This window comes from Streptomyces sp. NPDC059906 (genome assembly GCF_042730645.1).
Classification (GTDB): domain Bacteria; phylum Actinomycetota; class Actinomycetes; order Streptomycetales; family Streptomycetaceae; genus Streptomyces; species Streptomyces rubrogriseus.
The window spans coordinates 43,079-67,597 of sequence record NZ_JBHWKU010000009.1 but is presented as its reverse complement, the minus strand read 5'-3'; the positions used below and the strand labels follow the sequence as shown (position 1 = coordinate 67,597).

The following is a 24,519-nucleotide window of genomic DNA, read 5'->3' as shown; positions in this document are numbered from 1 at the left end:
TATGCGTGCCCGGGACGGATCGGTTCCGCGCCGGGCCGGGCAGGAGACCACGGTCAGGACCACCGTCTCCGGCCCGTGTCGGAGAAACGGGCCGGGCCCGAGGAAACGGGGGGTGCATGAGCACGGAAGCGCGTCGCGCCTCCCTTCCGCCGCACCCCGAAACGCCGCCCCGCCCCAAGACCCCGCCCCGTCCCGAGGCGCCGCCGCGCACGGACCCCGGACCGCCTTCCGCGTCCACGCCGGGCACGGACGAGACGCCCCGGCCGGATGCCGCCGCCGGGCCGCCGGCGCCGCCGCGTGCCGGGGGCGCGCCGGTGTCGGGGTCCGCGTGGGGTCCGGACGCGGCTGCTGGCTCGGAGTTCTCGGACCGTTCCGGCTCCGCGCCGGATCCCGCCACGTCGTTCGGCCGGTCGGTACCGCCCCGTCCCGCGCGGGAGCCCGTGTCGGGACCGGACTCCGCGCCCGGTTTCGGCGGCGCTTCCCGTCCGGCGTCCGGGTCCCGACCGGATACCGCGTCCGGACCGCGGACGTCGGCCGGTGCCCGGGCTGTGCCCCGCCCGGCGGCCGGGCCGGGCCCGGATGCCTCTTTCCGCGTGGCGGTGCCGCGTTCGTCGGTGCCGCCGCACCCGGGGACCCCGCCCCGTCCCGGTGTTCCTCCCCGCCCGGCGCAGGCGCCGGCGGAGGAGCGCGGCGAGGCCGCGGAGCCCGGGGCGCCTCGGCGTACCGGTGCGGCCGGCGCCCCCGCACCCACGGTGGGCCGTGACGGCCGAGACGGCCGTGGGGGAACGTCCACGGCCCCGGACGACGGCCGCGACGCGGACGCCACGGGTCCCGGTGCCCGGACCCGCTATCCGCGCTTCCGGCTCGGCGACCCCCGGTCCGCCGGCGCCGCCGCCCCGCCGCCCAGCGCCTCCGCCCGCTTCCCCGACGCCGCCCCGACCGTCGGCAGGGACGCCCCGCGCGGCGGCGGCGCGGCGCAGGCGCCGTCCCACCGTCCCGGCGCTCCCGCACAGACCCCGACGGAGACGACCGCACGCCTGCGCCCGGTCCCGGCGGCGCCGGAAGCGGAGACGGCGGCCGGAACCGACGTTCCCACGCCCCGGGCAGCCGTCCCGCCGTCCGGCCCCGCCGCCCCGCGCACCCCCGACCCGGCACTCTCCTGGAGTACCCCGTACGAGGCGCGGCCCCGGGTCTCCTTCGCGGAGCCCGAGGGGTACGACGGACTGGCCCGGCCGCGCCCGCTCGGCGGCCGCCCGCGGCCGCAGGCCGTCGCCGCGGCCGTCTGTCTCGTGCTCGGCGTGGGGCTCCTCACCGGAGCCGTCACCGGCAGCTGGCTCGCCGGGGACTCCGGGGACGACGGCGCGCGCAGTGCGTACACCGCGGCCGGGGACCTGTGGCACAGCGTGCCCGTCGACCAGCTGTTCCCGCCCACCGTCCAGGGCAAGGGCGCGGGACCCGGCGGAGCCGACCGCACCTGGACGCGGGTCGCGGTCGCCCCGGACGGCGACTGCGCGGGCGCCTTCGACCGGCTCCTCGCCAAGGTGCTCGACCCGGTCGGCTGCTCGCGCCTGCTGCGCGCCACCTACACCGACGCCACCCAGAGCCACGTCACCACCGTCGGCCTGCTCTTCACCAAGGCCGACGCCGCCGCCATGACCGCGCTGGCGGACCGGTTCGAGAAGCAGGGCCTGGGCCGCCGGGAGGACCTCATGCCCCTGCCGTACGCCGCGAAGGACACGGTCGCCGAGGGCTTCGGCGCACCGCAGCGGGCCTCCTGGACCGTCTCCGTCCTCACCGACGCCCCCGTCGTCGTCTACGCCGTGTCCGGCTGGGCCGACGGCCGCACCGTCGACGAACCCGAACCCGCCGAGGAGGCCATCGAGTCCGGTGCCGCGTCGGCGCCCGCCCAGGCCGGTCTCGGCCACGAGGCGCAGGGCCTCGCCGACCGCGTCGAACGCGCCCTGCGCAGACACGTCGGCGCGCCCACGGAGCACCCGTCGTGACCCCCGCGGACATCCGCCGCAGGACCGGCGCCCTGAGCCTCTTCCTCGCCGCCGCCCTCGTCCTCGCCCCGACGCCCGCCGCGCACGCCGACGGCATCCGCGCCCAGCAGTGGGCCCTGGACGCCATGCACACCCAGCAGGCGTGGCGCACCACCAAGGGCGCGGGCGTCACCGTCGCCGTCCTGGACACCGGCGTCGAGGCCGACCACCCCGACCTGGCCGGCAACGTCCTCACCGGCAAGGACCTGGTCGGCTTCGGCGCGAGCGAGGGCGACCGCTCCTGGGCCCGGCACGGCACCGCCATGGCCGGGATCATCGCCGGCCACGGACACGGCACCGGCAACACCGAAGGCGTCATGGGCATCGCCCCGGAGGCCAGGATCCTCCCTCTCCGCGTGATCCTGGAGGACGGCGACCCCTCCCGCGCCAAGGCCCGCAAGACCCGCGGCAACGCCCTGGCCGAGGGCATCCGCTGGGCCGCCGACCACGGCGCCGACATCATCAATCTCTCCCTCGGCGACGACTCCGCCTCCGCCCACCCCGAACCCGGCGAGGACGAGGCCATCCAGTACGCCCTGAAGAAGGGCGTGATCGTCGTCGCCTCGGCCGGCAACGGCGGCGAGAAGGGCGACCACATCTCCTACCCGGCCGCCTACCCGGGCGTGATCGCCGCGACCGCCGTCGACCGCTACGGCACCCGCGCCTCCTTCTCCACCCGCCGCTGGTACGCCACGGTCAGCGCCCCCGGCGTCGACGTGATCATCGCCGACCCCGACCACCGCTACTACGAGGGCTGGGGCACCAGTGCCGCCTCCGCCTTCGTCTCCGGGGCCGCCGCCCTGGTGAAGGCGGCCCACCCGGACCTCACCCCGGCCCAGGTCAAGTCCGTCCTGGAGGACACCGCCCGCAACGCCCCGGCCGAGGGCCGCGACGACTCCCGGGGCTTCGGCTTCGTCGACCCGGCCGCAGCCATCGAGGCGGCCGGACGGCTGAAGCCGGAGGGTCTGAAGGCGGCGTCGTACGGGGACGAGTACTTCGGCACCGGACCGGACGCCCCCGCCTCCGACGACGACACCTCCGCCTGGGCCGCCCCGCTGGCCGGCGGGGCGGGCGGCGTCCTGGTGGTCGCGGCCGTGGTCCTGTGGCGGGGCCGCCGCGAACGCCCCGACGACTTCTGACCACCCGAAGAGATCCCTAGGGCGTGCCGTCCGTCACCACGGACACCGCCGCCCGCGCCGCCGCCTCGGTCAGCGAGACCCCCTCCGCCTGCGTACCGCTGCCCCGCGACACCACCGCCACCAGGCGGCCGTGGCCGCCGGCCGCCACCCACCCGATGCTGTTGACGACCCACAGTCCGGTGGTGCTGCGCCGCAGCCAGCCGTTCTTCAGCGCCCACGCCGAACCGTCCGTGGAACCGGCCGCGTCGGCGGCCGCCGACACACCCCACCGCTGACCGTCCGCGATCCGCTCCATCAGCCCGCGCACATACGCCCGTGAGGCCTCGCTCAGCGCCGAGCCGTCCGTCACGAACACCTGCCGCAACAACGCGACCTGGTCGGCGGCGGTGGTCTGGGTCAGGCCCCAGAGCGGGCCCTGACCGCCCTCGGTGCCGGTCAGCCCGAAGCGTTCGTTCGCGGCGTCGAGCCCCTCGGCCGTCCCGATCGCCCGCCACAGTGCCGACGCCGAGTCGTTGTCGCTGTTCTCGATCATCGCGGCGGCGTACGTCCGCTCCGCGGCGGTGAGCGAACGTCCCGCGTCCTGCGCCTGCAACAGCAGCGCCGCCAGGATGTCGACCTTGACGATGCTCGCCGTGTCGAAGGCGCCGGTGCCGTACGCGGCGCCCGCGCCCGAGTCCGGGTCGAGCACCGCCACCGACACCTCGGCGCCGTCCGGCACCGGCACCGAGGCCATGGCCGCGGCCAGCCGCGCGTCGCCGTCGGCCCCCGGTTCGACCGGTTCGACCGGCTCGACCGTCTCCACTGCTGCCTCCCCGCCCGAGGGTGCCGAGGCCGACGACGATACGGCGCCGCCCGCGCCCGGGCGGGCGTGGCCCTGCCAGTACACCGCGCCGGCGGCGGTGGCGCCGACGACGGCGAACGCGATCAGGGCGGACCACACCGGGGCACGCCGCCGCCGGGTCCGCCGCGCCCGCCGGGCTCTGGAGGATGCCATGGCCGCGATCGTCCAGGCGCTTGCTGTGCGGGTCGTTCGGCGGAGGTCAAATCCGGGTCAGAGACCCCTGAGAGGCCGGTGAGGAGCGTCGCACCGGCGCCCCGATAGGGTCGGGGACCGTGGCGAACAAGAACATCCCCGACTCCGCCTTCTCCGACGACGACGGCACCGCCGACCCCCGGCTGAGCGCCGCGCTCGCCGCCTGGTCCGAGGACCGCGCCGCCGTCGGCCCGGTCCTGGAGGCGCTCAAGGGCGCCCGGCTGCTCGTGCCCGTCGTCGCCGTACTGGGGGAAGTGGAGGAGGACGAGAACGGGCTGCGCCGGGAGAAGACCAGCGACATGGCCGTGCCGACCCTGAAGGCCGGCGACCGCACCGCGCTCCCCGCCTTCACCTCCACCGCGTCGCTCGCCCGCTGGGACCCCGCGGCCCGTCCCGTCGCCGTACCCGTGCACCAGGCGCTGCAGGCCGCCGCGCACGAGAAGGCGGACACCGTCGTACTGGACCTGGCGGGCCCGGTGCCGTTCGAGCTGACCGGAGCGGTGCTGCTGGCACTGGCCGAGGGACGTACGACGACCGACCCGCTCGCCGACCCGGCCGTGGCGGGTGCCGTGCGCGCCGCCTTGGCCGACGAGCCCGCCGTGCTCCGCGCCCACCTCGGGCCGGGACGCGCCGACGGCACGCTCGCGCTGGTCCTGGATCCGGCCGCCGACGCGGCGAAGGCCGCGCGCGCCGTCGCCGAGCGGCTGGCCGCCGACGACACGCTGAGGGCCCGCCTGGTGCGCGGCCTCGACCTGGCACTGCTGCCGGCCGGGGCGACGCCGCCGGGCGAGCCCTTGTACGTACGGGGATGACCCTCTCCGGGTCGCCGGGCGGCGGTCAGCCGTAGACCGCGCCCGTGTACTTCTCGCCCGGGCCCTGGCCGGGCTCGTCCGGGACCACCGAGGCCTCGCGGAAGGCGAGCTGGAGCGACTTCAGACCGTCGCGCAGGGGCGCCGCGTGGAACGAGCTGATCTCGGTCGCGGTCGCGTCCAGCAGACCGGCCAGCGCGTGCACCAGCTTGCGCGCCTCGTCCAGGTCCTTGTGCGCGTCGCCCTCCTCGGTGAGGCCCAGCTTCACTGCGGCGGCACTCATCAGGTTGACGGCGACCGTCACGATCACCTCGACCGCGGGGACCTCGGCGATGTCGCGGGTCATGGCGTCGAAGTCGGGATTCGCCGAGGATTCGGGAGGGGTCTCACTCATGCCGCACACGATAGGCGCAGCGGGGGAGCGGGCCCCACTCGGACTCGGTTAGCCCTTCCCCGGCCGAGCTGCTAACCTTGTGTAACGACCGGTCGGACACGCACGCCCACGGCAGCGGATCCGGCCCACAAGTGGAGGCTTCGAACTCCCACCTGGCCGTCCTTCGGACGGCGGGTCACCGGTCAGGCGGTCCCGTCCCAGCGGCGGCGACCAGCCCGAAGTCGCGCCCCGCGGTCATCGCGGCGGTGCTCCGGTAGCAGTTCGAGGAGCCCCGCCTGTGATCGTCCGGGGCATTTTTTGTGTGCCGGCGCGGTTAGGTCTATCGAACACAGACGTTACGCGGCTGTCCGCCAGACCGTCGCGTGGTGCTACCGAGGAGGATCCATCAGCGCCGAGCCCCGCATCAACGACCGGATTCGCGTTCCCGAGGTGCGACTTGTCGGTCCCAGCGGCGAGCAGGTCGGGATTGTCCCGCTTGCCAAGGCCCTGGAGCTTGCGCAGGAGTACGACCTCGACCTCGTCGAGGTCGCGGCGAACGCCCGTCCGCCCGTGTGCAAGCTCATGGACTACGGGAAGTTCAAGTACGAGTCGGCCATGAAGGCCCGTGAGGCGCGCAAGAACCAGGCGCACACGGTCATCAAGGAGATGAAGCTCCGGCCGAAGATCGACCCGCACGACTATGACACCAAGAAGGGTCACGTCGTCCGGTTCCTCAAGCAGGGCGACAAGGTCAAGATCACGATCATGTTCCGTGGTCGCGAGCAGTCCCGGCCGGAGCTCGGCTACCGACTGCTGCAGCGTCTCGCGGAGGACGTCCAGGACCTCGGCTTCGTGGAGTCGAACCCGAAGCAGGACGGCCGGAACATGATCATGGTTCTCGGTCCGCACAAGAAGAAGACCGAGGCGATGGCCGAGGCCCGCCAGGCGCAGGAAGCGCGCAAGGCGGACGCGAAGGCGAACCCCGGCAAGTCGCAGAACGCCGCGGAGGCCGACGCCGACGCCGAAGCCGAGGCCCCGGCCGAGGCACCTGCCGAAGCGTGACCCCGGGGGACCGCCAGTCCCCAGGACACATACCCGATACAAGAGCGACGCTCCAACCGTGCCCGGTTTCACGACCGGGCACCGGAGCGCCACCGACGAGGAGAGAACGGCGCTATGCCGAAGAACAAGTCGCACAGCGGTGCCAGCAAGCGCTTCAAGATCACCGGCTCCGGCAAGGTGCTCCGTGAGCGCGCCGGCAAGCGCCACCTGCTCGAGCACAAGTCGTCCCGCGTGACGCGTCGCCTCACCGGCAACGCCGAGATGGCCCCGGGCGACGCCGCGAAGATCAAGAAGCTTCTCGGCAAGTGACGTACGGGCGCCACTGAGCGCCGTACGGCAGGACCGGGACCCAATCGATACCGGGCCGCGTGAGGACCACCGCGGCCCCGCTACAAGGAGTTAACAAGTGGCACGCGTCAAGCGGGCAGTCAACGCCCACAAGAAGCGCCGGGCGATCCTCGAGCAGGCCTCCGGCTACCGCGGTCAGCGTTCGCGCCTGTACCGCAAGGCCAAGGAGCAGGTCACCCACTCGCTGGTCTACAACTACAACGACCGCAAGAAGCGCAAGGGTGACTTCCGCCAGCTGTGGATCCAGCGCATCAACGCCGCTGCCCGCGCCAACGGCATCACGTACAACCGCTTCATCCAGGGCCTGAAGGCCGCCAACGTCGAGGTCGACCGCAAGATCCTCGCCGAGCTGGCCGTCAACGACCCGAACGCGTTCGCCGCGCTCGTCGAGGTCGCGCAGAAGGCGCTGCCGAGCGATGTGAACGCGCCGAAGGCGGCGTGACGCTGCGCTGGCTTGAGCCGTAGTTGAAGGGACCCGCAGGCTGTGAGCCTGCGGGTCCCTTCGGTTGCCGCCCGGTCCTGTCCGTTCTCGGCTGCGGGTTCGTGGTGGCTGGTCGCGCAGTTCCCCGCGCCCCTGGGCGTTGCTCCTTGCGGCGAGACAGCCGCACCCCGCGTTGAGACATTTTGTGAAGGTGATGGAACACATGGCGCCCGCCGCCCCCGAGCTGATCTCCCCCCGGTCCCCCCGTGTCGCTGCCGCTCGGCGGCTCGGGAAGCGGAACTTTCGGGGGAAGGAGCGGCTGTTTCTGGCCGAGGGGCCGCAGGCCGTGCGGGAGGCCGCGGGGTACGGGGAGACGCTGGTCGAGTTGTTCGCCACCGTGGAGGCCGCGGAGCGGTACGCCGACATCGTCGGGGCCGCACGGGACGTCGGGGCCCGGGTGCACCTCGCCGCCGACTCGGTGATCGAGGACATCTCCACCACCGTCACCCCGCAGGGTCTGGTCGGGGTCTGCCGGTTCCTGGACACGCCGTTCGACGAGATCCTCGCCGCCCGGCCCAAGCTCGTCGCCGTCCTCGCGCACGTGAGGGACCCCGGCAACGCGGGCACCGTGCTGCGCTGCGCCGACGCCGCCGGGGCCGAGGCGGTCGTGCTCACCGACGCCTCCGTCGACCTGTACAACCCCAAGGCCGTACGCGCCTCCGTCGGCTCCCTCTTCCATCTGCCGGTCGCCGTCGGTGTCCCCGTCGAGCGGGCCGTCGCCGGGCTGCGGGACGCCGGGGTGCGGGTGCTGGCCGCCGACGGGGCGGGCGAGGACGACCTCGACACCGAGCTGGACGCGGGCACCATGGGCGGGCCCACCGCCTGGGTGTTCGGCAACGAGGCCTGGGGGCTCCCGGAGGAGACCCGCGCCCTCACCGACGCCGTCCTGCGCGTCCCGATCCACGGGAAGGCGGAGAGCCTGAACCTCGCGACCGCCGCCGCCGTATGTCTCTACGCGTCGGCGCGTGCACAGCGCGCCGCCGGAGGGTGCCGCTCCGTCACCGAGAGCTAGTAGGGTGACCAGCTCAAGGCCCCTGCGCGGTTGAGAGGTGGGGTACGGGGATGAGCGTCGGCACGAGCAGCGCACCGGGAGCACGCCAGGTGCCGCGCCCGCCCGCGCCCCGCACGTCCGGCGATCCCGCCGGCCTCGGCATCGACCCGGACCAGCTGCCCGACGCACTGGTCGTCGCCGACGAGCACGGCCGGGTGGTCTGCTTCAACGCCGCCGCCGTCCGGATCACCGCCACCCCCGCAGCCGAGGCCCTCGGGCAGCCCCTGGAGAGCGCCCTGCCGCTGGAGGACCTGGAGGGCCGCCGCTGGTGGCAGCTCACCGACCCCTACGGCGGCCTCGCCATCCGCGTCCGGCAGCCCGAGCGCAACCTGCTGCTCCCCGGCGGCCGGGAGGTCCTGGTCACCGCCCGCTACGTCCGCACCGAACGCCTCGGCCCCGTGCACCGCGTCGTCGTCACCCTGCGCGACACCGAGGCCCGCCGCCGCACCGAGCGCAGCCACGCCGAGCTGATCGCCACCGTCGCCCACGAGCTGCGCTCCCCGCTCACCTCCGTCAAGGGCTTCACGGCCACCCTGCTGGCCAAGTGGGAGAGGTTCACCGACGACCAGAAACGGCTGATGCTGGAGACCGTCGACGCCGACGCCGACCGCGTCACCCGGCTCATCGCCGAGCTGCTCGACATCTCCCGGATCGACTCCGGCCGCCTGGAGGTGCGCCGCCAGCCCGTCGACATCGGCGCCGCCGTCGGCCGGCACATCCAGGCGTACGTCGCCTCCGGTCTGGAGGCCGACCGGTTCCTGCTCCGCCTCGCCCAGCCGCTGCCCGACCTGTGGGCCGACCCCGACAAGGTCGACCAGGTGCTGAGCAACCTGCTGGAAAATGCCGTGCGGCACGGCGAGGGAACCGTCACCATTGACGTCACGCCCACGGCGTCCCCCCGCGAAGGGGAGGACACCGGCACGTCGGTCACGGTGAGCGACGAGGGGGCGGGCATCCCGGAGGAATCCATGAACCGCGTCTTCACCCGCTTCTGGCGGGGCAGCAAGCGCGGCGGCACCGGCCTCGGGCTGTATATCGTCAAGGGCATCGTCGAGGCCCACGGCGGCACCATCACGGTCGGCCGCGCCCCCGGCGGCGGCGCCGAGTTCCGATTTACGTTGCCCGTGGCGGCACCGGCGTACCTCAGCTGACAAGCACCTGAGACGGCCGACGGCCCCCACGGGCGTAATCCGCGTTCCACAGCCCCGTTAGACTCGGTCTTTGGCACCTTTGCGTCCAGATCCGCAGACGAAGCGTCGACGAAGCGTCTCCGCCGCGTCCGAGGACCGTAGACGGGGCGTCCCAGCCAGCCAACCGGAAGCACGGGAAGAGATGTCGGCACCGAATAAGTCGTACGACCCAGTCGAGGTCGAGGCGTTGAAACCGGAAGAGATCGAGCGCATGCGGGACGAGGCGCTCGCCGCCTTCGCCGCCGCGGACTCCCTCGACGCGCTCCAGGAGGCCAAGGTCGCCCACACCGGCGGCACCTCCCCGCTGTCGCTGGCCAACCGCGAGATCGGCGCCCTGCCGCCGCAGGCCAAGGCCGAGGCGGGCAAGCGCGTCGGCATGGCCCGCGGTGCCGTGAACAAGGCACTGGCCGCCCGCCAGGAGGAGCTGGAGGCCGAGCGCGACGCGCGTGTCCTGGTAGAGGAGGCCGTGGACGTCACGCTGCCCCACGACCGCGTACCGGCCGGCGCCCGCCACCCGCTCACCACGCTCTCCGAGCGCATCGAGGACGTCTTCGTCGCCATGGGCTACGAGGTCGCCGAGGGCCCCGAGGCCGAGGCGGAGTGGTTCAACTTCGACGCCCTCAACATCGGCCCGGACCACCCGGCCCGCGGCGAGGCCGACACCTTCTTCGTGCAGGGCCCGGGGGGCGGCTCCGAGTCCGGCGTCGTGCTGCGCACCCACACCTCGCCCGTGCAGATCCGCTCGGCGCTCTCCCGCGAGCTGCCGGTGTACGTGATCTGCCCCGGCCGGGTGTACCGCACCGACGAGCTGGACGCCACGCACACCCCCGTCTTCCACCAGGTCGAGCTGCTCGCCGTCGACGAGGGCCTGACCATGGCGGACCTCAAGGGCACCCTGGACCACATGGTCCAGTCGCTGTTCGGCGCGGAGATGAAGACCCGGCTGCGGCCGAACTTCTTCCCCTTCACCGAGCCGTCCGCAGAGATGGACATGCTCTGCTACGTCTGCAAGGGCGCGTCCGTCGGCAACCCCGACCGGCCCTGCCGCACCTGCTCCAGCGAGGGCTGGATCGAGCTGGGCGGCTGCGGCATGGTCAACCCGCGGGTGCTCACCGCCTGCGGTATCGACCCGGAGAAGTACAGCGGCTTCGCCTTCGGGTTCGGCATCGAGCGGATGCTGATGTTCCGCCACAACGTCGAGGACATGCGAGACATGGTCGAGGGTGACGTCCGGTTCACCCGGCCGTTCGGGATGGAGATCTGATGCGGGTCCCGCTTTCCTGGCTGCGGGAGTACGTCGACCTGCCGGCCACCGAGACCGGCCGCGACGTGCAGGCCAAGCTGATTTCGGCCGGTCTGGAGGTCGAGACCGTCGAGCACCTCGGCGCCGACCTCAAGGGTCCCCTCGTGGTCGGCCAGGTGCTGACCATCGAGGAGCTGGAGGGCTTCAAGAAGCCGATCCGCTTCTGCACGGTGAACGTGGGGCAGGCCAACGGCACGGGTGAGCCGCAGGAGATCGTCTGCGGCGCCCGGAACTTCGCCGTCGGCGACAAGGTCGTCGTGGTCCTGCCCGGCGCCACCCTGCCCGGCGGCTTCTCGATCTCCGCCCGCAAGACCTACGGCAAGACGTCCCACGGCATGATCTGCTCCGGCGACGAGCTGGGCATGGGCGACGACGGCAGCCACGGCATCATCGTGCTGCCGCCGGAGACCGAGGTCGGCAAGGACGCCGTCGAGCTGCTCGAACTGGTCGACGAGGTGCTGGACATCGCCGTCACCGCCAACCGCGGCGACTGCCTGTCCATCCGCGGCGTCGCCCGCGAGGCCGCCATCGCCTACGGCCTGCCGCTGCGCGACCCGGCCCTGCTCGACGTGCCCGGCCCGAACGCCTACGGCTACCCGGTGAAGATCGCCGACCCCACCGGCTGCGACCGCTTCACCGCCCGCACCGTGACCGGCCTCAGCGCCGAGGCCCGCTCCCCGATCTGGCTCCAGCGCCGGCTCCAGAAGGTCGGCATGCGCCCGATCTCGCTGGCCGTCGACGTCACGAACTACGTGATGATGGAGCTGGGCCAGCCCCTGCACGCCTACGACCGCTCACTGGTCCAGGGCACCATCGGCGTCCGCCGGGCCCAGGAGGGCGAGAAGATCGTCACCCTCGACGGCACCGAGCGGAAGCTGCACGCCGAGGACCTGGTCATCACCGACGACCGCGGCCCGATCGGCCTCGCGGGGGTCATGGGCGGCGCCAACACGGAGATCGCGGACCACGGCGACACCGACAACGCGACGAGTGACGTGGTCATCGAGGCCGCCCACTTCGACCAGGTGTCCATCGCGCGCACCGCCCGCCGGCACAAGCTGTCCTCCGAGGCGTCCCGCCGCTTCGAGCGCGGCGTCGACCCGCAGGCCGCCGCCGCTGCCGCGCAGCGCACCGTCGACCTGCTGGTGCTGCTCGCGGGCGGCACCGCCGAGGCCGGGGTCACGGAGATCAGCGCCCCGTCCGCACCGCACACCATCAGCATCCCGGCCGATCACCCGGACAAGGTCGCGGGTGTGGAGTACGGCCGCGAGACCGTCGTACGCCGCCTCCAGGAGGTGGGCTGCGACGTCTACGGCCAGGACGAGCTGATCGTCACCGTGCCGTCCTGGCGGCCCGACCTCGACGACATCAACGACCTGGCCGAAGAGGTCATCCGCCTGGAGGGCTACGAGAACCTGCCCTCCACGCTGCCCCGGCCCCCGGCGGGCCGCGGCCTCACCTCCCGGCAGCGGCTGCACCGCCGCGTCGGGCGGGCCCTGGCCGGTGCCGGCTACGTCGAGGCGCTGAACTACCCGTTCATCGGCGAGCAGGTCTTCGACCAGCTCGGTCTCGACGCCGACGACCCGGTCCGCCGCGTCGTCAGGCTGGTCAACCCGCTCAGCGACGAGGAGCCCGCGCTGCGGACCTCGCTGCTGCCGGGCCTGCTCGCTGCGCTGCGGCGCAACGACGGCCGGGGCGCGCACGACCTGGCGCTCTTCGAGACCGGCCTGGTCTTCCACCCGCGCGACGAGCAGCGGGTCGCCGGCAACCTGCCCGTGGACCGGCGTCCCAGCGGACGGGAACTCACCGCGCTGAACGCCGCGCTGCCCGACCAGCCCCGGCACGTCGCCGTGGTCCTGGCCGGCGCCCGCGAGCAGTCCGGCTGGTGGGGCAAGGGCCGTCCGGCCGACTGGGCCGACGCGGTCGAGTCCGCCCGCACCGTCGCCCGTGAGGCCGGCGCCGAACTGGGCGTCCGCAAGGGCCAGTACGGGCCGTGGCACCCGGGCCGCTGCGCCGAGCTGCTCCTCACCGTGGACGGCGAGGACCGCGTCGTCGGACACGCGGGTGAGCTGCACCCGCGGGTCCTGAAGACGCTGGGCCTGCCCGCGCGCACCAGTGCGATGGAGCTGGACCTCGACGCGGTGGAGCGGGTCGGCGACGACACCCCGCAGGCGCCGGGCATCTCCACGTTCCCGGTCGCGACGCAGGATGTGGCCCTGGTCGTCGAGGAGTTCGTCCCGGCGTCGGAGGTCGAGGCGGCGCTGCGCGAGGGCGCGGGCGAACTGCTGGAGTCCATCCGGCTGTTCGACGTCTACGACAACGCGGAGCAGCTCGGTGAGGGGCGCAAGTCCCTGGCGTACGCGTTGCGCTTCCGCGCGGGGGACCGGACGCTGACGGTCGACGAGGCCTCCGCTGCCCGCGACGCCGCGGTTGCCCTCGCGGGCGAGCGGGTGGGAGCAGTGCTCCGGAGCTGACGGTGCGCCCAAGGGGCGTGGGGTTCCTGCCGGTTCGGCGGCTGCGGGCAGTCGGTGGCTGGTCGCGCAGTTCCCCGCGCCCCTGAAGGGGCGTCAGCGCAACCTGCCCTTTTTTAGGGGCGCGGGGAACTGCGCGAGCAACCACGATGCACCCGCAGTCGACAACGCACCGCAAGCCTCTACGCACCCGGCGGAGCCGGCTTGCCGTCCGCCCCGCCACGGAGTGTCGGGCAGGCGGCCGGGCGGACGGCGTGGATACGGGCCGCCGCACTGTACGAGGGGGAGCCGGCGGCCCGGCCGGCCTCTTTCGAGGCCCTTCAGTCAACCGGCCCGGCACTCTCCGCGACAGCGCGCACACGCTGCGGATGCGCGTACTCCGTTCACACCCCGTGTGAAGACCGACGCACTACGCTGTCGGCACCGATTCACCGGGGGCACCCATGCAGCCCAACACCCTGCTCGACGCGATCCTCGACGAGGCCGGGATCTCGCACGCGGGACTGGCCGCGCACGTCAACCAGGCGGGGCGGGCGCGCGGGCTCGCACTGAGGTACGAACACACGGCCGTCGCGCGGTGGTTGAAGGGCCAGCGCCCGCGCGGCCAGGTGCCCGACCTGATCTGCGAGGTCCTCGCGTCCCGGCTGCACCGACCCGTCACCCTCGACGACATCGGCCTCGGTGTGCCCGGCGAACCGGCCGCCCCGCACACCGGATCGCTGTCCGGGTTCGTGGAGCGGGCGACCGCCCTGTGGCGCTCCGACCAGCAGCAGCGCCCGCACATCCTCGGCGCCCCCGCGCTCACCGGCACACCGGCCGTGATGCCCGTGTGGGAGTGGGAGAACCCGCCCGAGGACACGGACGTCTCCCGCGGCGGACGGCACCGGGTCACCGCGGCCGACCTGGAGACGGTGCGCTGCGCCCGCACGCACTACGAGCAGATGTACCGCAAGGCCGGCGGCATCGCGACTCGCGCCCGCATCGTCGGCTTCCTCAACTCCGAGGCCGCGCCGCTGCTGCGCGGCAGCTACACCGATGCCACCGGACGGCAGTTGCACCGGGCCACCGGGGGACTGGTGGCCGTCGCCGGGATCTGCGCGTACGACTCCGACGCGCACGGCCTCGCCCAGCGCTACTTCCACCAGGCGCTGCGGCTCGCCAAGGCCAGCGGCGACCGGGGGCTCGGCGCGTACGTCATCGCGCTGCTGGTCAACCAGGCGCTGTTCATGCGGGAGTACCGCCAGGCCGTCGCCTTCGCCGAGGCCGCGCTGCGCGCCGCCGGCCGGCACATCACCCCGGCGCTCGCCTCCGACCTGTACGCGATGCAGGCGAAGGCGTACGCGCACCTGGGCGACGGCAGCGGCGCGCTGGCCTGCATCCGCCGGGCCGAGCAGGCCGCCGAGCGCATCCGGCGGGGGTACGAGCCCGACGAGACCGGCTACGTCCAGCCCGGGCTGGTCAACGTCCAGGTGGCGGAGGCGCTGCTGAGCCTCGGTGAACTCGCGGCGGCCGGGGAGCACGCGGCGGCGGCCGTCGACACCCCCGCGCACGACCGGGGCCGCGTGCACCGGCTCGCCATGCTCAGCACGATCGAACTGCGCCAGGGCCACGCCGACAAGGCGGTGGCGACGGCCGTGCGGATGGCCGAACAGGCCCGTGGAATGGAGTCCCATCGGCTGCGCGACAGACTGCGCGCGGTGCGCGAGCACCTGGTGAGCAGCGGTTGCGCGGGGACGGCCGAGGCCGCCGAACTCATCGACGGGGCACTGCGCGTACCGCTGTAGGCGTCCCGTCCGCCCCGCCCCTGCGCCCACCCCTGCGCCGTGAGCGGCCCCCGTACGCCTGCTGCCGGAACGCTGCTGCTGCGATATTGCCACCTACTCAAAGAAAGGTGGCAGAACAGTGCAGTGGGCGAAACAGAGCGAACAAAACGTGTACTCAAATCGATGGTTCAGCGTCAATCTCGCCGATGTCGTCCTGCCGGACGGCCGGCACCTCGACCACTTCCTGATACGGATGCGCCCGGTGGCCGCCGCAACGGTCGTGAACGAGGCGGGCGAGGTCCTCCTGCTGTGGCGGCACCGCTTCATCACCGACAGCTGGGGCTGGGAACTGGCGGCCGGAGTCGTCGAGGACGGCGAGGACGTCGCGGTGGCGGCGGCCAGGGAACTGGAGGAGGAGACCGGCTGGCGACCCGGACCACTGCACCACCTGATGAGCGTGGAGCCCTCCAACGGCCTCACCGACGCCCGGCACCACGTCTACTGGGCCGAGGAGGGCACGTACGTCGGACACCCCGTGGACGACTTCGAGTCGGAGCGCCGGGAATGGGTCCCCCTCAAGCTCGTCCCCGACCTCGTCGCCCGAGGGGAGGTCCCGGCCGCCAACATGGCGGCCGCGTTACTCCTGCTGCACCACCTCAGGCTCGGGCGCGATCAGCCGTACGCGTAGAAGCCCGAGCCGCTCTTGCGGCCGAGGCGGCCCGCGTCGACCATGCGCTGGAGCAGCGGGGGAGCGGCGTACAGCGGTTCCTTGTACTCCTCGTACATCGAATAGGCCACCGAGGCGACCGTGTCCAGGCCGATCAGGTCGGCCAGCTTCAGCGGGCCCATCGGGTGGGCGCAGCCCATCTCCATGCCGTTGTCGATGTCCTCGCGACTGGCGATGCCCGACTCGAACATCCGGATCGCGGAGAGCAGGTAGGGGATCAGCAGCGCGTTGACCACGAAGCCGGAGCGGTCCTGGGCGCGGATCGCGTGCTTGCCCAGCACCTTCTCGGTGAACAGCTGGGCCCGGCTGAGCGTGCCCTCGGAGGTGGTGAGCGCCGGGATCAGCTCGACGAGCTGCTGCACCGGGGCCGGGTTGAAGAAGTGGATGCCGATGACGTGGTCGGGCCGCGAGGTGGCGACCGCCAGCTTCACCAGCGGGATGGAGGAGGTGTTGGAGGCCAGGATCGCGTCCGGCCGGGTCACGACCTGGTCGAGCACCTGGAAGATCTCGGTCTTGACCTGCTCGTTCTCGACGACCGCCTCGATCACCAGATCGCGGTCGGCGAACTCGCCGAGGTCGGTGGTGAAGCTGAGGCGCGCCTGCGTCGCGTCCCGCTCCTCCTCGGTGATCTTGCCGCGCTCGGCCGCCTTGGCCAGCGAGTTGTACAGCCGGGTACGGCCGATCTCCAGAGCCTCGCCGGTGGTCTCGGCGACCATCACCTCCAGACCCGAGCGGGCGCACACCTCGGCGATGCCCGCCCCCATCTGACCGCAGCCGACCACGCCGACGCGTGCGATATCTCCCGAGATGCCGGTCACATCGTCCCTTTCGCTGACTCCACGGCTGGCAGCAGGCAGACCGGGGTCCCCGGCGTCTGCTCCGATCGAGCACGTTACCCCCGAATGGTCACGGTTCCGTCTCCCGGGTCGGGCATGCTGAGGCCCCGTACACGATCCGTGACCGTACGGATCCCATGCGTTCAGGAGGTCTTCCCATGGGCGGTGTCTCGCGCCGTGCCTTCACGGTGGCGGCGTTGTCGGCGTTCACGCTCGTGCCCGGGGCGTCGGCGGCGGCCCCGGGTCCGGCGAAGCCGGCGCCCCCGCGCAGCGCCGCCGCCGGGATGCGGGGGATGTGGCTGGCGACCGTGGCCAACCGCGACTGGCCCACCCGGGCGGGGCTGCGCGCCGCCGAGCAGCGCGCGGAGCTGGTCGAGCACTTCGACAACGCGGTCCGGCACCGCCTCAACACGGTGATCCTCCAGGTGCGGCCGACGGCCGACGCGCTGTGGCCCTCGGCACACGAGCCGTGGTCGCAGTACCTGTCCGGCAGCCAGGGCCGCGACCCGGGCTGGGACCCGCTGGGCACCGCGGTCAAGGAGGCCCACGCCCGCGGCCTGCACCTGCACGCCTGGTTCAACCCGTACCGCGTCGCCACCCACGACGACCCGGCCCGCCTCGTCTCCTCCCACCCCGCGCGGAAGAACCCCGGGTGGGTGGTGCCGTACGGCGGGCAGCTCTACTACAACCCCGGGCTGCCCGAGGTCCGGGCGTTCGTGCAGGACGCGATCATGGACGCGGTGGCGAAGTACGAGGTGGACGGGGTCCACTTCGACGACTACTTCTACCCCTATCCGGTGGCGGGCCAGAGCTTCGACGACGGCGCGACCTTCGGCACGTTCGGCACCGGCTTCGCCACGAAGGCCGACTGGCGCCGCGACAACATCGACCGGCTGGTGCGCGAGACCGCGCAGCGCGTCAAGGACGTCCGCCCGGCCGCCCGCTTCGGCGTCAGCCCCTTCGGCGTGTGGCGCAATGCCGCCACCGACGAGCGCGGCTCCGACACCCGGGCGGGCGTGCAGACGTACGACGACCTGTACGCGGACACCCGCAAGTGGGTGCGCGAGGGCTGGATCGACTACGTGGTGCCGCAGTTGTACTGGCACATCGGGAGGGACGGTGCCGACTACGCGAAGCTGCTGCCCTGGTGGGCCGAGACCGCCCGGGGCAGCCGCACCCAGCTGTACGTGGGCGAGGCGCTGTACAAGTCCGGGGACCCGGCCCAGCCCGCCGCCTGGCAGGATCCGGCCGAACTCTCCAGCCACCTGACGCTGGCCGCGCGGTACCCGGAGGTCCGCGGGCACGTCTACTTCTCGGCCAAGGACGTCGCCGACGACCGCGGCGGCGCGATGGCGCGGGTGGCCGCCGACCACTACACGCAGCCGGCCGCCGCCCCGCGCTGAACCGCCTCCGCGTGGGGTGCGGGCACTGAGCTACAGCTGGGTCTCCCGGTGCCGGATCTCCGAGTCGGGGCCGGGCGAGCACACGGCCTCGTGCCCGTCCTCGAACCGGACCCGGTACGGGGGAGTGCCCTTGTCGCCCATCACTTCGACGATCTCCGCGACCTTGTCGTGCTCACCGACCACCCGGCCGTGCTGGACCAGCTGGTCACCCTTGGTTGCGTGCATCCGTGAGGCCTCCTCACCTGTGTGCGGCCCGAGGGCGGGCGCTAACCCCTGGCCCGCTGGGTGACCGCGATGCACAGCAGTACGGCCGCGGCCGTCAGCGGAGCGGCCACCGGCAGGTGCTCGCCCAGGAGAAGTACCGACCACACCAGTGTGAGCAGCGGCTGGGCCAGCTGCAACTGGCTGGCCTTCGGGATGCCGATCGCCGCCATGCCCCGGTACCAGACGACCAGGCCGAGGAACTGCGAACCGATCGCCACCCACAGCAGCCCGGTCACGGCGTGCGCCGTCAGATGCACCGACTCGAAGGACAGTGCGACCGCCGCCATCGGCACCGTCAGCGGCAGACACAGCACCAGCGCCCAGCCGATGACCTGCCACCCCGGCATCACCCGGGCCAGCCGGCCGCCCTCCGTGTAGCCGGCGGCGCACACCAGCAGGGCCGCGAAGAGATAGGCGTCGGCCGAGGTCAGCGCTCCGCCGCTCTGCTGCACCGTGAAGGCGATCACGGCCGCCGCACCCGCCAGGGCCGCGATCCAGAAGGTGCGCGAGGGGCGGGTGCCGACGCGCAGGGCGGACAGCAGCGCGGTGGTCAGCGGCAGCAGGCCCACCACGACGGCGGCGTGCGCCGTGGTCGACGTCTGCAGGGCGAGCGTGGTGAGCAGGGGGAAGCCGAGGACCACCCCGGCGCCCACCACCGCGAGACCCAGCCAGTGCCGCCGCTCGGGCGGTGCCACCCTCCCCCACGCTCGGCTTCGCTCGCGCGGGGGGACCCCCACCACCACCAGGCAGGCCCCGGCGACCGCGGCGGCGAGGATGCTGCGCACGGCGATCAGGGACCAGGGCCCGAAGCCCTCCAGGCCCCAGGCGGTGGCGGGGAAGGTGAGGGAGAAGGCGACGACACCGAGGGCGGCCTGGACGGTGCCCAAGGACGCACCGCCGGTGTCCGCGTCGGTGGCGCCGACTGCTATCCCGGACAGCGCGGTAGCGCTACTCTGTGCTCTCATGCAAGAGCGTAGCAGCGTCGCTGACCTGGTGACCGTGTTGCGGCGAGAGCTGGAGTGCTACTCACCGGGCGGAAAGCTCCCGTCCAGCCGTGCCCTCGTCGACCGGTTCCGGGTGAGCCCGGTGACGGTCTCCCGCGCCCTGGCCCAGCTGGCCGCCGAGGGGCTGGTCGTCACCCGGCCCGGCGCCGGCGCCTTCCGTGCCCGGCCACGCCCCTCGGCCGCACCCGCCGGGGACACCTCCTGGCAGGAGGTGGCGCTGAGCGCCGACGGCGCCGCCGACCTCGTACCGCGCTCGGTGGACGCCTCCGGGGTGCTGGTCTCGCTGGCGGCCCCGCCGTCCGGCGTCGTGGAGTTCAACGGCGGGTACCTGCACCCCTCGTTGCAGCCGGAGCGGGCGATGGCGGCGGCCCTGGCCCGGGCCGGACGGCGGCCCGGCGCCTGGGGCCGGCCGCCGATGGAGGGGCTGCCGGAGCTGCGGGAGTGGTTCGCGCGCGGCATCGGCGGCGCCATCACGGCGGCCGAGGTACTGATCACCGCGGGCGGCCAGTCCGCGCTGGCCACCGCCCTGCGCGCGCTCGCCCCGCCCGGCACCCCCGTGCTCGTGGAGTCCCCGACCTACCCCGGCATGCTGGCCATCGCACGGGCGGCCGGCCTGCGCCCGGTGCCCGTCCCCGTGGACGCCGACGGCGTACGGCCCGCCCTGCTCGCCGACGCCTTCCGCGCGACCGGCGCCCGGGTCTTCGTCTGCCAGCCCCTGTTCCAGAACCCGACCGGTGCCGTGCTCGCCCCCGAGCGGCGGGGCGAGGTGCTGCGCATCGCGCGGGCGGCCGGTGCCTTCGTCGTGGAGGACGACTTCGTGCGCCGGCTCGTGCACGAGGACGCGGGCCCGCTGCCCGCCCCGCTCGCCGCCGACGACCCGGACGGCGTCGTGGTCCACGTCTGCTCGCTGACCAAGGCGACCTCGCCCAGCTTCCGGGTGAGTGCCCTGGCCGCGCACGGGCCGGTCCTCGAACGCCTGCGCGCCATTCAGATCGTCGACACCTTCTTCGTGCCCCGGCCGCTCCAGGAGGCGGCGCTGGAACTCGTCGGCTCGCCCGCCTGGCCACGCCACCTGCGCGCGGTCTCGGCCGAGTTGAAGGCCCGCCGGGACGCGATGACCTCCGCACTGCGGCTGCAACTCCCTGAGATCTCCCTGGCCCACGTCCCCTCCGGCGGCTACCACCTGTGGCCCCGGCTGCCCGAGGGCACGGACGAGACCGTCCTCACCTCGGCCGCCCTGCGCGCGGGCGTCGCGATCACCCCGGGCCGCCCGTACTTCAGCGCCGAACCCCCGGCCGCGCACTTCCGGCTGAGCTTCGCCGCGGTCGCGAACGCCGGGGAGATCGCGGAAGGGGTACGGCGCCTGCGCACCGCCTGCCAGGAGGTGTGGGGCGGCTGACGCGGACCCGTGTCGGGACGCCGCGGAGACGGGCCAGCGGTCGGTGAGCCGGGGCACACCCAGGGTGACCCACAGGTAACACCCCTTGACCGGCCCACCTCCGCGCTCCACCATCACGGCATGGCGCTTCGGGTCACGTTCGTCGCGGCCGCACGCAGCTCACCGCTGCTCGCGGAGCGCTTCGACGACGACCGGCCGCTTGACCAGGCCGGATGGGACGAGGTGCTGCACGCCGCGGGCGACCTCCGGCCGCTCGCGGCGGCCGAGTTGCGCTACTGCTCGCCCACGCCCCGCAGCCGCGCCACCGGTGACGCCATCGGCTGTGCACCACTGCTCCAACTGGCCCTGCGCGACTGCGACATGGGCCGATGGCGCGGTCTGACGCTCGGTGAGGCCATGGCCCGCGAACCGGCGGCCGTGGACGCCTGGCTCGCCGATCCCCGGACGGCCCCGCACGGCGGGGAGTCGCTGCTGGGGTTCATCACCCGGGTGGGCGGCTGGCTCGACACCCGTCCCGGGGAGGACGGTGACCGGATCGTCGCCGTGGCCGAGCCCTCCGTGATCCGGGCCGCGCTGGTCTACGCGCTGAAGGCGCCGCCCGGAACATACTGGAACCTGGACGTGCGGCCCTTGTCGGCGACCACCGTGACGGGCCGCGCGGGCCGCTGGAGCCTCCGCTTCGAGGGGGCGCCGGACCAGGGTGCTACGCATCCGGCGTTTCGCGCAGGTAATCCGTTGTGAGCAGCAGGTCCTTGGCCGGGCCGCCCACCCGCCACACCGTCCGCCAGCGGTCCGGGCCCCGGACGGTGAACTCGCCCCGGTAGAGGTCGGCGGCGCAGGGGTGGTCGGCCACATGGTGCCCCGAGCTCAAATCCAGGCCGTGGAAGGCGCGGCCGTCCGCGAAACGCACGTCCACCCGGCCCGGCCCGCTGCCCGGCTCGTAACGCAGCGTGCGCTCGGCGGGCCGGGTCACGCCCTGCCAGGTGAAGGCGCCCGACTCCCGGCCGATCAGCCCGCCGCCGTCGAGCGCGTCGAAGGACGTGAGCCCCTCGAAGCGGCCCGCCAGGCCACCTGCCAGATCCCGCACCGACCGCTCGGTGCGCCAGCGCCCCGCGAGGTACGCCAGTACGTCGGGCACCGGCCACAACTCGCCCATTTCCACTCGCTTTCCCGCTCCGGCCCACTCGTTGCCGCGCGACCCATTGACGCGCCGCGGCCCCCTCCCTATCTTGCCGTTCGAAGTGCTGACCAATGTCCGATATCCCGAACGACTACCTGGTGAGAGCCGCGGAGTATCCATGTCACGCACCCGCTGGAGACTCGGTCTCAGCGTCACCGCCCTCCTGACGGCATCCGCCCTGCTGCCGTCCCCGGCACACGCGGAGGCCGTCGCCGACTACACGATCACCGTCGACCCGTCCGGCCGGGGCCCCGCGATCGACGACACGATGTACGGCGTCTTCTACGAGGACATCAACCGCGCCGCCGACGGCGGCCTGTACGCCGAACTCGTGCAGAACCGGTCCTTCGAGTACTCCACCGCCGACAACGCCTCGTACACACCGCTCACCGCGTGGGCGGCCGACGGCACGGCCGAGGTGGTGGACGACGGGGGCCGCCTCAACGAGCGCAACCGCAACTACCTCTCCCTGACCGCCGGCTCCACCGTGACCAACGCGGGCTACAACACCGGCATCCGGGTCGAGAAGGGCGAGCGGTACGACTTCTCGGTCTGGTCCCGGGCCGAGCACGGCACCACCCTCACCGTCACCCTCCGGGACGCCGCGGGCACCCTCGCGAAGGCGCGCCGGGTGGCGGCGAAGGGGCAGTGGCGCAAGTACACGGCCACCTTCACCGCCACCCGCACCAGCGACCGCGGCCGCCTCACCGTCACCACCACCGCCCCCGCCGCCCTCGACATGGTGTCCCTCTTCCCCCGCGACACCTACCGGCACCAGCCGGGCGGCCTGCGCAAGGACCTCGCGGAGAAGATCGAGGCCCTGCACCCCGGCTTCCTGCGCTTCCCCGGCGGCTGCCTGGTCAACACCGGCTCCATGGAGGACTACAGCGCGGACTCCGGCTGGCAGCGCAAACGCTCCTACCAGTGGAAGGACACCATCGGCCCGGTCGAGGAGCGCGCCACCAACGCCAACTTCTGGGGCTACAACCAGAGCTACGGCCTCGGCTACTACGAGTACTTCCGCTTCGCCGAGGACATCGGCGCCATGCCGCTGCCCGTCGTCCCCGCCCTGGTCACCGGCTGCGGCCAGAACGAGGCCGTCGACGACGACGCGCTGCTGAAGCGGCACATCCAGGACACCCTGGACCTCATCGAGTTCGCCAACGGCCCCCGCACCAGCGAGTGGGGCGGCAAACGGGCGGAGATGGGCCACCCCGAGCCCTTCCACCTCACCCACCTCGAAGTCGGCAACGAGGAGAACCTCCCGAAGGAGTTCTTCGCCCGCTTCGAGCAGTTCCGCACCGCCATCGAGGCGAAGTACCCGGACGTCACCGTCGTCTCCAACTCCGGCCCCGACGACTCCGGCGCCACCTTCGACACCGCCTGGCAGCTCAACCGCGAGGCCGGTGTCGCGATGGTCGACGAGCACTACTACAACAGCCCGCAGTGGTTCCTCCAGAACAACGACCGCTACGACTCCTACAACCGCAGCGGCCCCAAGGTCTTCCTCGGCGAGTACGCCTCCCAGGGCAACGCCTGGAAGAACGCCCTCGCCGAGGCCGCGTTCATGACCGGCCTGGAGCGCAACGCCGACGTCGTCAAGCTGGCCTCCTACGCCCCGCTGCTCGCCAACGAGGACTACGTGCAGTGGAGCCCGGACCTGATCTGGTTCAACAACCACGCGTCCTGGGGCTCGGCCAACTACGAGGTCCAGAAGCTGTTCATGAACAACACCGGCGACCGCGTCGTGCCCTCCACGGCCAGCGGCACCCCCGCCGTCAGCGGCCCCATCACCGGCGGCGTCGGCCTGTCGACCTGGGCGACCAGCGCGGCGTACGACGACGTGAAGGTGACCTCGGCCGACGGGGAGACCCTCCTGTCCGACGACTTCTCCGGCGACGCCTCGCGGTGGGCCCACTCGGGCGCCGGCAGCTGGACGGTCCAGGACGGCCAGTACGTCCAGACCGACGCGGCCGCCGAGAACACCATGGTCACGGCGGGCGACCCGGCCTGGCACGACTACGACCTGCACGTGAGGGCCACGAAGAAGTCCGGCAAGGAGGGCTTCCTGGTCGCCTTCGGCGTCAAGGACACCGGCAACTACTACTGGTGGAACCTGGGCGGCTGGAACAACACCCGGTCCGCCGTCGAGCAGGCCGTTGACGGCGGCAAGTCCACGCTCCTGTCCAAGGCCGGCTCGATCGAGACGGGCCGCGCCTACGACATCGACGTCAAGGTCAGGGGCCGCCAGGTCACCCTCTACCTCGACGGCGAGGAGTGGGGCGGCTTCACCGACGACAAGCCGGCCGAACCCTTCCGCCAGATCGTCACGCGCGACGACCGCACCGGCGAGCTGATCGTCAAGGTCGTCAACGCCCAGGACACGGCGGCCCGCACCGCCGTCGACCTCGGCGGCGCGAAGGTGGCGTCCAGGGCCGCGGTCACCACGCTGGCCGCCGACCAGGACGCGGTCAACACCGGGACGGACGCCCCGGTGACCCCGGTGACCTCGACCTTCCCGGGTGCGGCGAGCGAGTTCACATACACCTTCCCGGCGAACTCGGTGACGTTCCTGCGGATCAGGCAGCGCTGACCGACGCCGGGCCCGGCGACCACCGCACCAAGTCGTCGCCGGGCCCGG

The 24,519-nt window shown here is 73.1% G+C and carries 22 protein-coding genes; 16 read left to right on the top strand and 6 right to left on the bottom strand.

The genetic code is table 11. From position 1 onward, the window contains the following. The first annotated feature begins 752 nt into the window (after positions 1-752). Both ACFV9J_RS16275 and mycP read left to right on the top strand, forming a co-directional pair. On the top strand, positions 753-2,003 hold the full coding sequence (locus ACFV9J_RS16275) for a hypothetical protein (RefSeq protein ID WP_385354630.1): 1,251 nt from the start codon (positions 753-755) through the stop codon (positions 2,001-2,003). After that, on the top strand, positions 2,000-3,181 hold the full coding sequence (gene mycP, locus ACFV9J_RS16270) for a type VII secretion-associated serine protease mycosin (RefSeq protein ID WP_385354628.1): 1,182 nt from the start codon (positions 2,000-2,002) through the stop codon (positions 3,179-3,181). The genes ACFV9J_RS16275 and mycP overlap by 4 nt, the downstream gene beginning before the upstream one ends. Before the next feature lie 16 nt (positions 3,182-3,197). Here mycP and ACFV9J_RS16265 read toward each other — a convergent pair whose 3' ends face one another. Further along, positions 3,198-4,175, bottom strand: coding sequence for a serine hydrolase (locus ACFV9J_RS16265; RefSeq protein WP_385354626.1), 978 nt, complete (start codon positions 4,173-4,175; stop codon positions 3,198-3,200). Between the two features lie 119 nt (positions 4,176-4,294). Between ACFV9J_RS16265 and ACFV9J_RS16260 the strand changes: the two genes are divergently transcribed. Then, positions 4,295-5,026 carry an SseB family protein gene (locus ACFV9J_RS16260; RefSeq protein ID WP_385354624.1) on the top strand — a complete coding sequence of 244 codons (732 nt, stop codon included), beginning with the start codon at positions 4,295-4,297 and terminating at the stop codon, positions 5,024-5,026. Positions 5,027-5,051: 25 nt separating this feature from the next. Here the strand turns inward: ACFV9J_RS16260 and ACFV9J_RS16255 are convergent, their stop codons facing one another. Continuing rightward, positions 5,052-5,417, bottom strand: a complete 366-nt coding sequence (locus tag ACFV9J_RS16255) for a DUF1844 domain-containing protein (protein ID WP_385354622.1) — start codon at positions 5,415-5,417, stop codon at positions 5,052-5,054. Positions 5,418-5,801: 384 nt separating this feature from the next. On the opposite strand from ACFV9J_RS16255, the gene infC reads away from it, so the two are divergent. From infC to ACFV9J_RS16210, 9 genes are all read left to right on the top strand, one after another. Continuing rightward, entirely contained in the window at positions 5,802-6,458 is a 657-nt protein-coding gene (infC, locus tag ACFV9J_RS16250) for a translation initiation factor IF-3 (RefSeq protein WP_346011632.1), read from the top strand. A 114-nt stretch (positions 6,459-6,572) separates the two neighbouring features. Continuing rightward, on the top strand, positions 6,573-6,767 hold the full coding sequence (gene rpmI / locus ACFV9J_RS16245) for a 50S ribosomal protein L35 (RefSeq protein ID WP_003977225.1): 195 nt from the start codon (positions 6,573-6,575) through the stop codon (positions 6,765-6,767). Positions 6,768-6,864: 97 nt separating this feature from the next. Beyond that, positions 6,865-7,248 (top strand): 50S ribosomal protein L20, encoded by a 384-nt coding sequence (gene rplT / locus ACFV9J_RS16240; RefSeq protein ID WP_003977226.1) that lies wholly within the window; start codon positions 6,865-6,867, stop codon positions 7,246-7,248. Positions 7,249-7,450: 202 nt separating this feature from the next. Continuing rightward, positions 7,451-8,299, top strand: coding sequence for a TrmH family RNA methyltransferase (locus ACFV9J_RS16235; RefSeq protein WP_385354619.1), 849 nt, complete (start codon positions 7,451-7,453; stop codon positions 8,297-8,299). Positions 8,300-8,349: 50 nt separating this feature from the next. Next, a complete protein-coding gene (locus ACFV9J_RS16230; RefSeq protein ID WP_385354617.1) occupies positions 8,350-9,489 on the top strand; it encodes an ATP-binding protein in 1,140 nt (379 codons plus the stop codon). Between the two features lie 181 nt (positions 9,490-9,670). Continuing rightward, on the top strand, positions 9,671-10,792 hold the full coding sequence (pheS, locus tag ACFV9J_RS16225) for a phenylalanine--tRNA ligase subunit alpha (RefSeq protein WP_385354615.1): 1,122 nt from the start codon (positions 9,671-9,673) through the stop codon (positions 10,790-10,792). Next, positions 10,792-13,305 carry a phenylalanine--tRNA ligase subunit beta gene (pheT, locus tag ACFV9J_RS16220; RefSeq protein WP_385354612.1) on the top strand — a complete coding sequence of 838 codons (2,514 nt, stop codon included), beginning with the start codon at positions 10,792-10,794 and terminating at the stop codon, positions 13,303-13,305. The genes pheS and pheT overlap by 1 nt, the downstream gene beginning before the upstream one ends. A 440-nt stretch (positions 13,306-13,745) precedes the next feature. Further along, the gene (locus tag ACFV9J_RS16215) at positions 13,746-15,086 is read left to right on the top strand and encodes a transcriptional regulator (protein WP_356866067.1); all 1,341 of its coding nucleotides are present in this window, start codon (positions 13,746-13,748) and stop codon (positions 15,084-15,086) included. Between the two features lie 118 nt (positions 15,087-15,204). Beyond that, a complete protein-coding gene (locus ACFV9J_RS16210) occupies positions 15,205-15,753 on the top strand; it encodes an NUDIX hydrolase (protein WP_385354610.1) in 549 nt (182 codons plus the stop codon). Here ACFV9J_RS16210 and ACFV9J_RS16205 read toward each other — a convergent pair. Next, on the bottom strand, positions 15,738-16,610 hold the full coding sequence (locus tag ACFV9J_RS16205; RefSeq protein WP_161379628.1) for a 3-hydroxybutyryl-CoA dehydrogenase: 873 nt from the start codon (positions 16,608-16,610) through the stop codon (positions 15,738-15,740). The genes ACFV9J_RS16210 and ACFV9J_RS16205 overlap by 16 nt on opposite strands. Before the next feature lie 176 nt (positions 16,611-16,786). On the opposite strand from ACFV9J_RS16205, the gene ACFV9J_RS16200 reads away from it, so the two are divergent. After that, positions 16,787-18,031, top strand: a complete 1,245-nt coding sequence (locus tag ACFV9J_RS16200; RefSeq protein ID WP_385354608.1) for a glycoside hydrolase family 10 protein — start codon at positions 16,787-16,789, stop codon at positions 18,029-18,031. Positions 18,032-18,061: 30 nt separating this feature from the next. Here the strand turns inward: ACFV9J_RS16200 and ACFV9J_RS16195 are convergent, their stop codons facing one another. Then, positions 18,062-18,256 (bottom strand): DUF1918 domain-containing protein, encoded by a 195-nt coding sequence (locus ACFV9J_RS16195; RefSeq protein WP_003977235.1) that lies wholly within the window; start codon positions 18,254-18,256, stop codon positions 18,062-18,064. 41 nt (positions 18,257-18,297) lie between these two features. After that, a complete protein-coding gene (locus tag ACFV9J_RS16190; protein ID WP_385354606.1) occupies positions 18,298-19,260 on the bottom strand; it encodes a DMT family transporter in 963 nt (320 codons plus the stop codon). On the opposite strand from ACFV9J_RS16190, the gene ACFV9J_RS16185 reads away from it, so the two are divergent. Then, positions 19,259-20,698, top strand: a complete 1,440-nt coding sequence (locus tag ACFV9J_RS16185; protein WP_385354604.1) for a PLP-dependent aminotransferase family protein — start codon at positions 19,259-19,261, stop codon at positions 20,696-20,698. The genes ACFV9J_RS16190 and ACFV9J_RS16185 overlap by 2 nt on opposite strands. A gap of 120 nt (positions 20,699-20,818) precedes the next feature. Further along, positions 20,819-21,439 carry a histidine phosphatase family protein gene (locus ACFV9J_RS16180; protein ID WP_385354602.1) on the top strand — a complete coding sequence of 207 codons (621 nt, stop codon included), beginning with the start codon at positions 20,819-20,821 and terminating at the stop codon, positions 21,437-21,439. Here ACFV9J_RS16180 and ACFV9J_RS16175 read toward each other — a convergent pair. Beyond that, positions 21,402-21,854 (bottom strand): DUF6314 family protein, encoded by a 453-nt coding sequence (locus ACFV9J_RS16175; protein ID WP_385354600.1) that lies wholly within the window; start codon positions 21,852-21,854, stop codon positions 21,402-21,404. The two genes, ACFV9J_RS16180 and ACFV9J_RS16175, sit on opposite strands and share 38 nt — an antisense overlap. 142 nt (positions 21,855-21,996) lie before the next feature. Here ACFV9J_RS16175 and ACFV9J_RS16170 point away from each other — a divergent pair, with 142 nt between their 5' ends. Beyond that, positions 21,997-24,471: an alpha-L-arabinofuranosidase C-terminal domain-containing protein gene (locus tag ACFV9J_RS16170; protein ID WP_385354598.1), complete on the top strand. Its 2,475-nt coding sequence runs from the start codon at positions 21,997-21,999 to the stop codon at positions 24,469-24,471. The last annotated feature ends 48 nt before the right edge of the window (positions 24,472-24,519 follow it).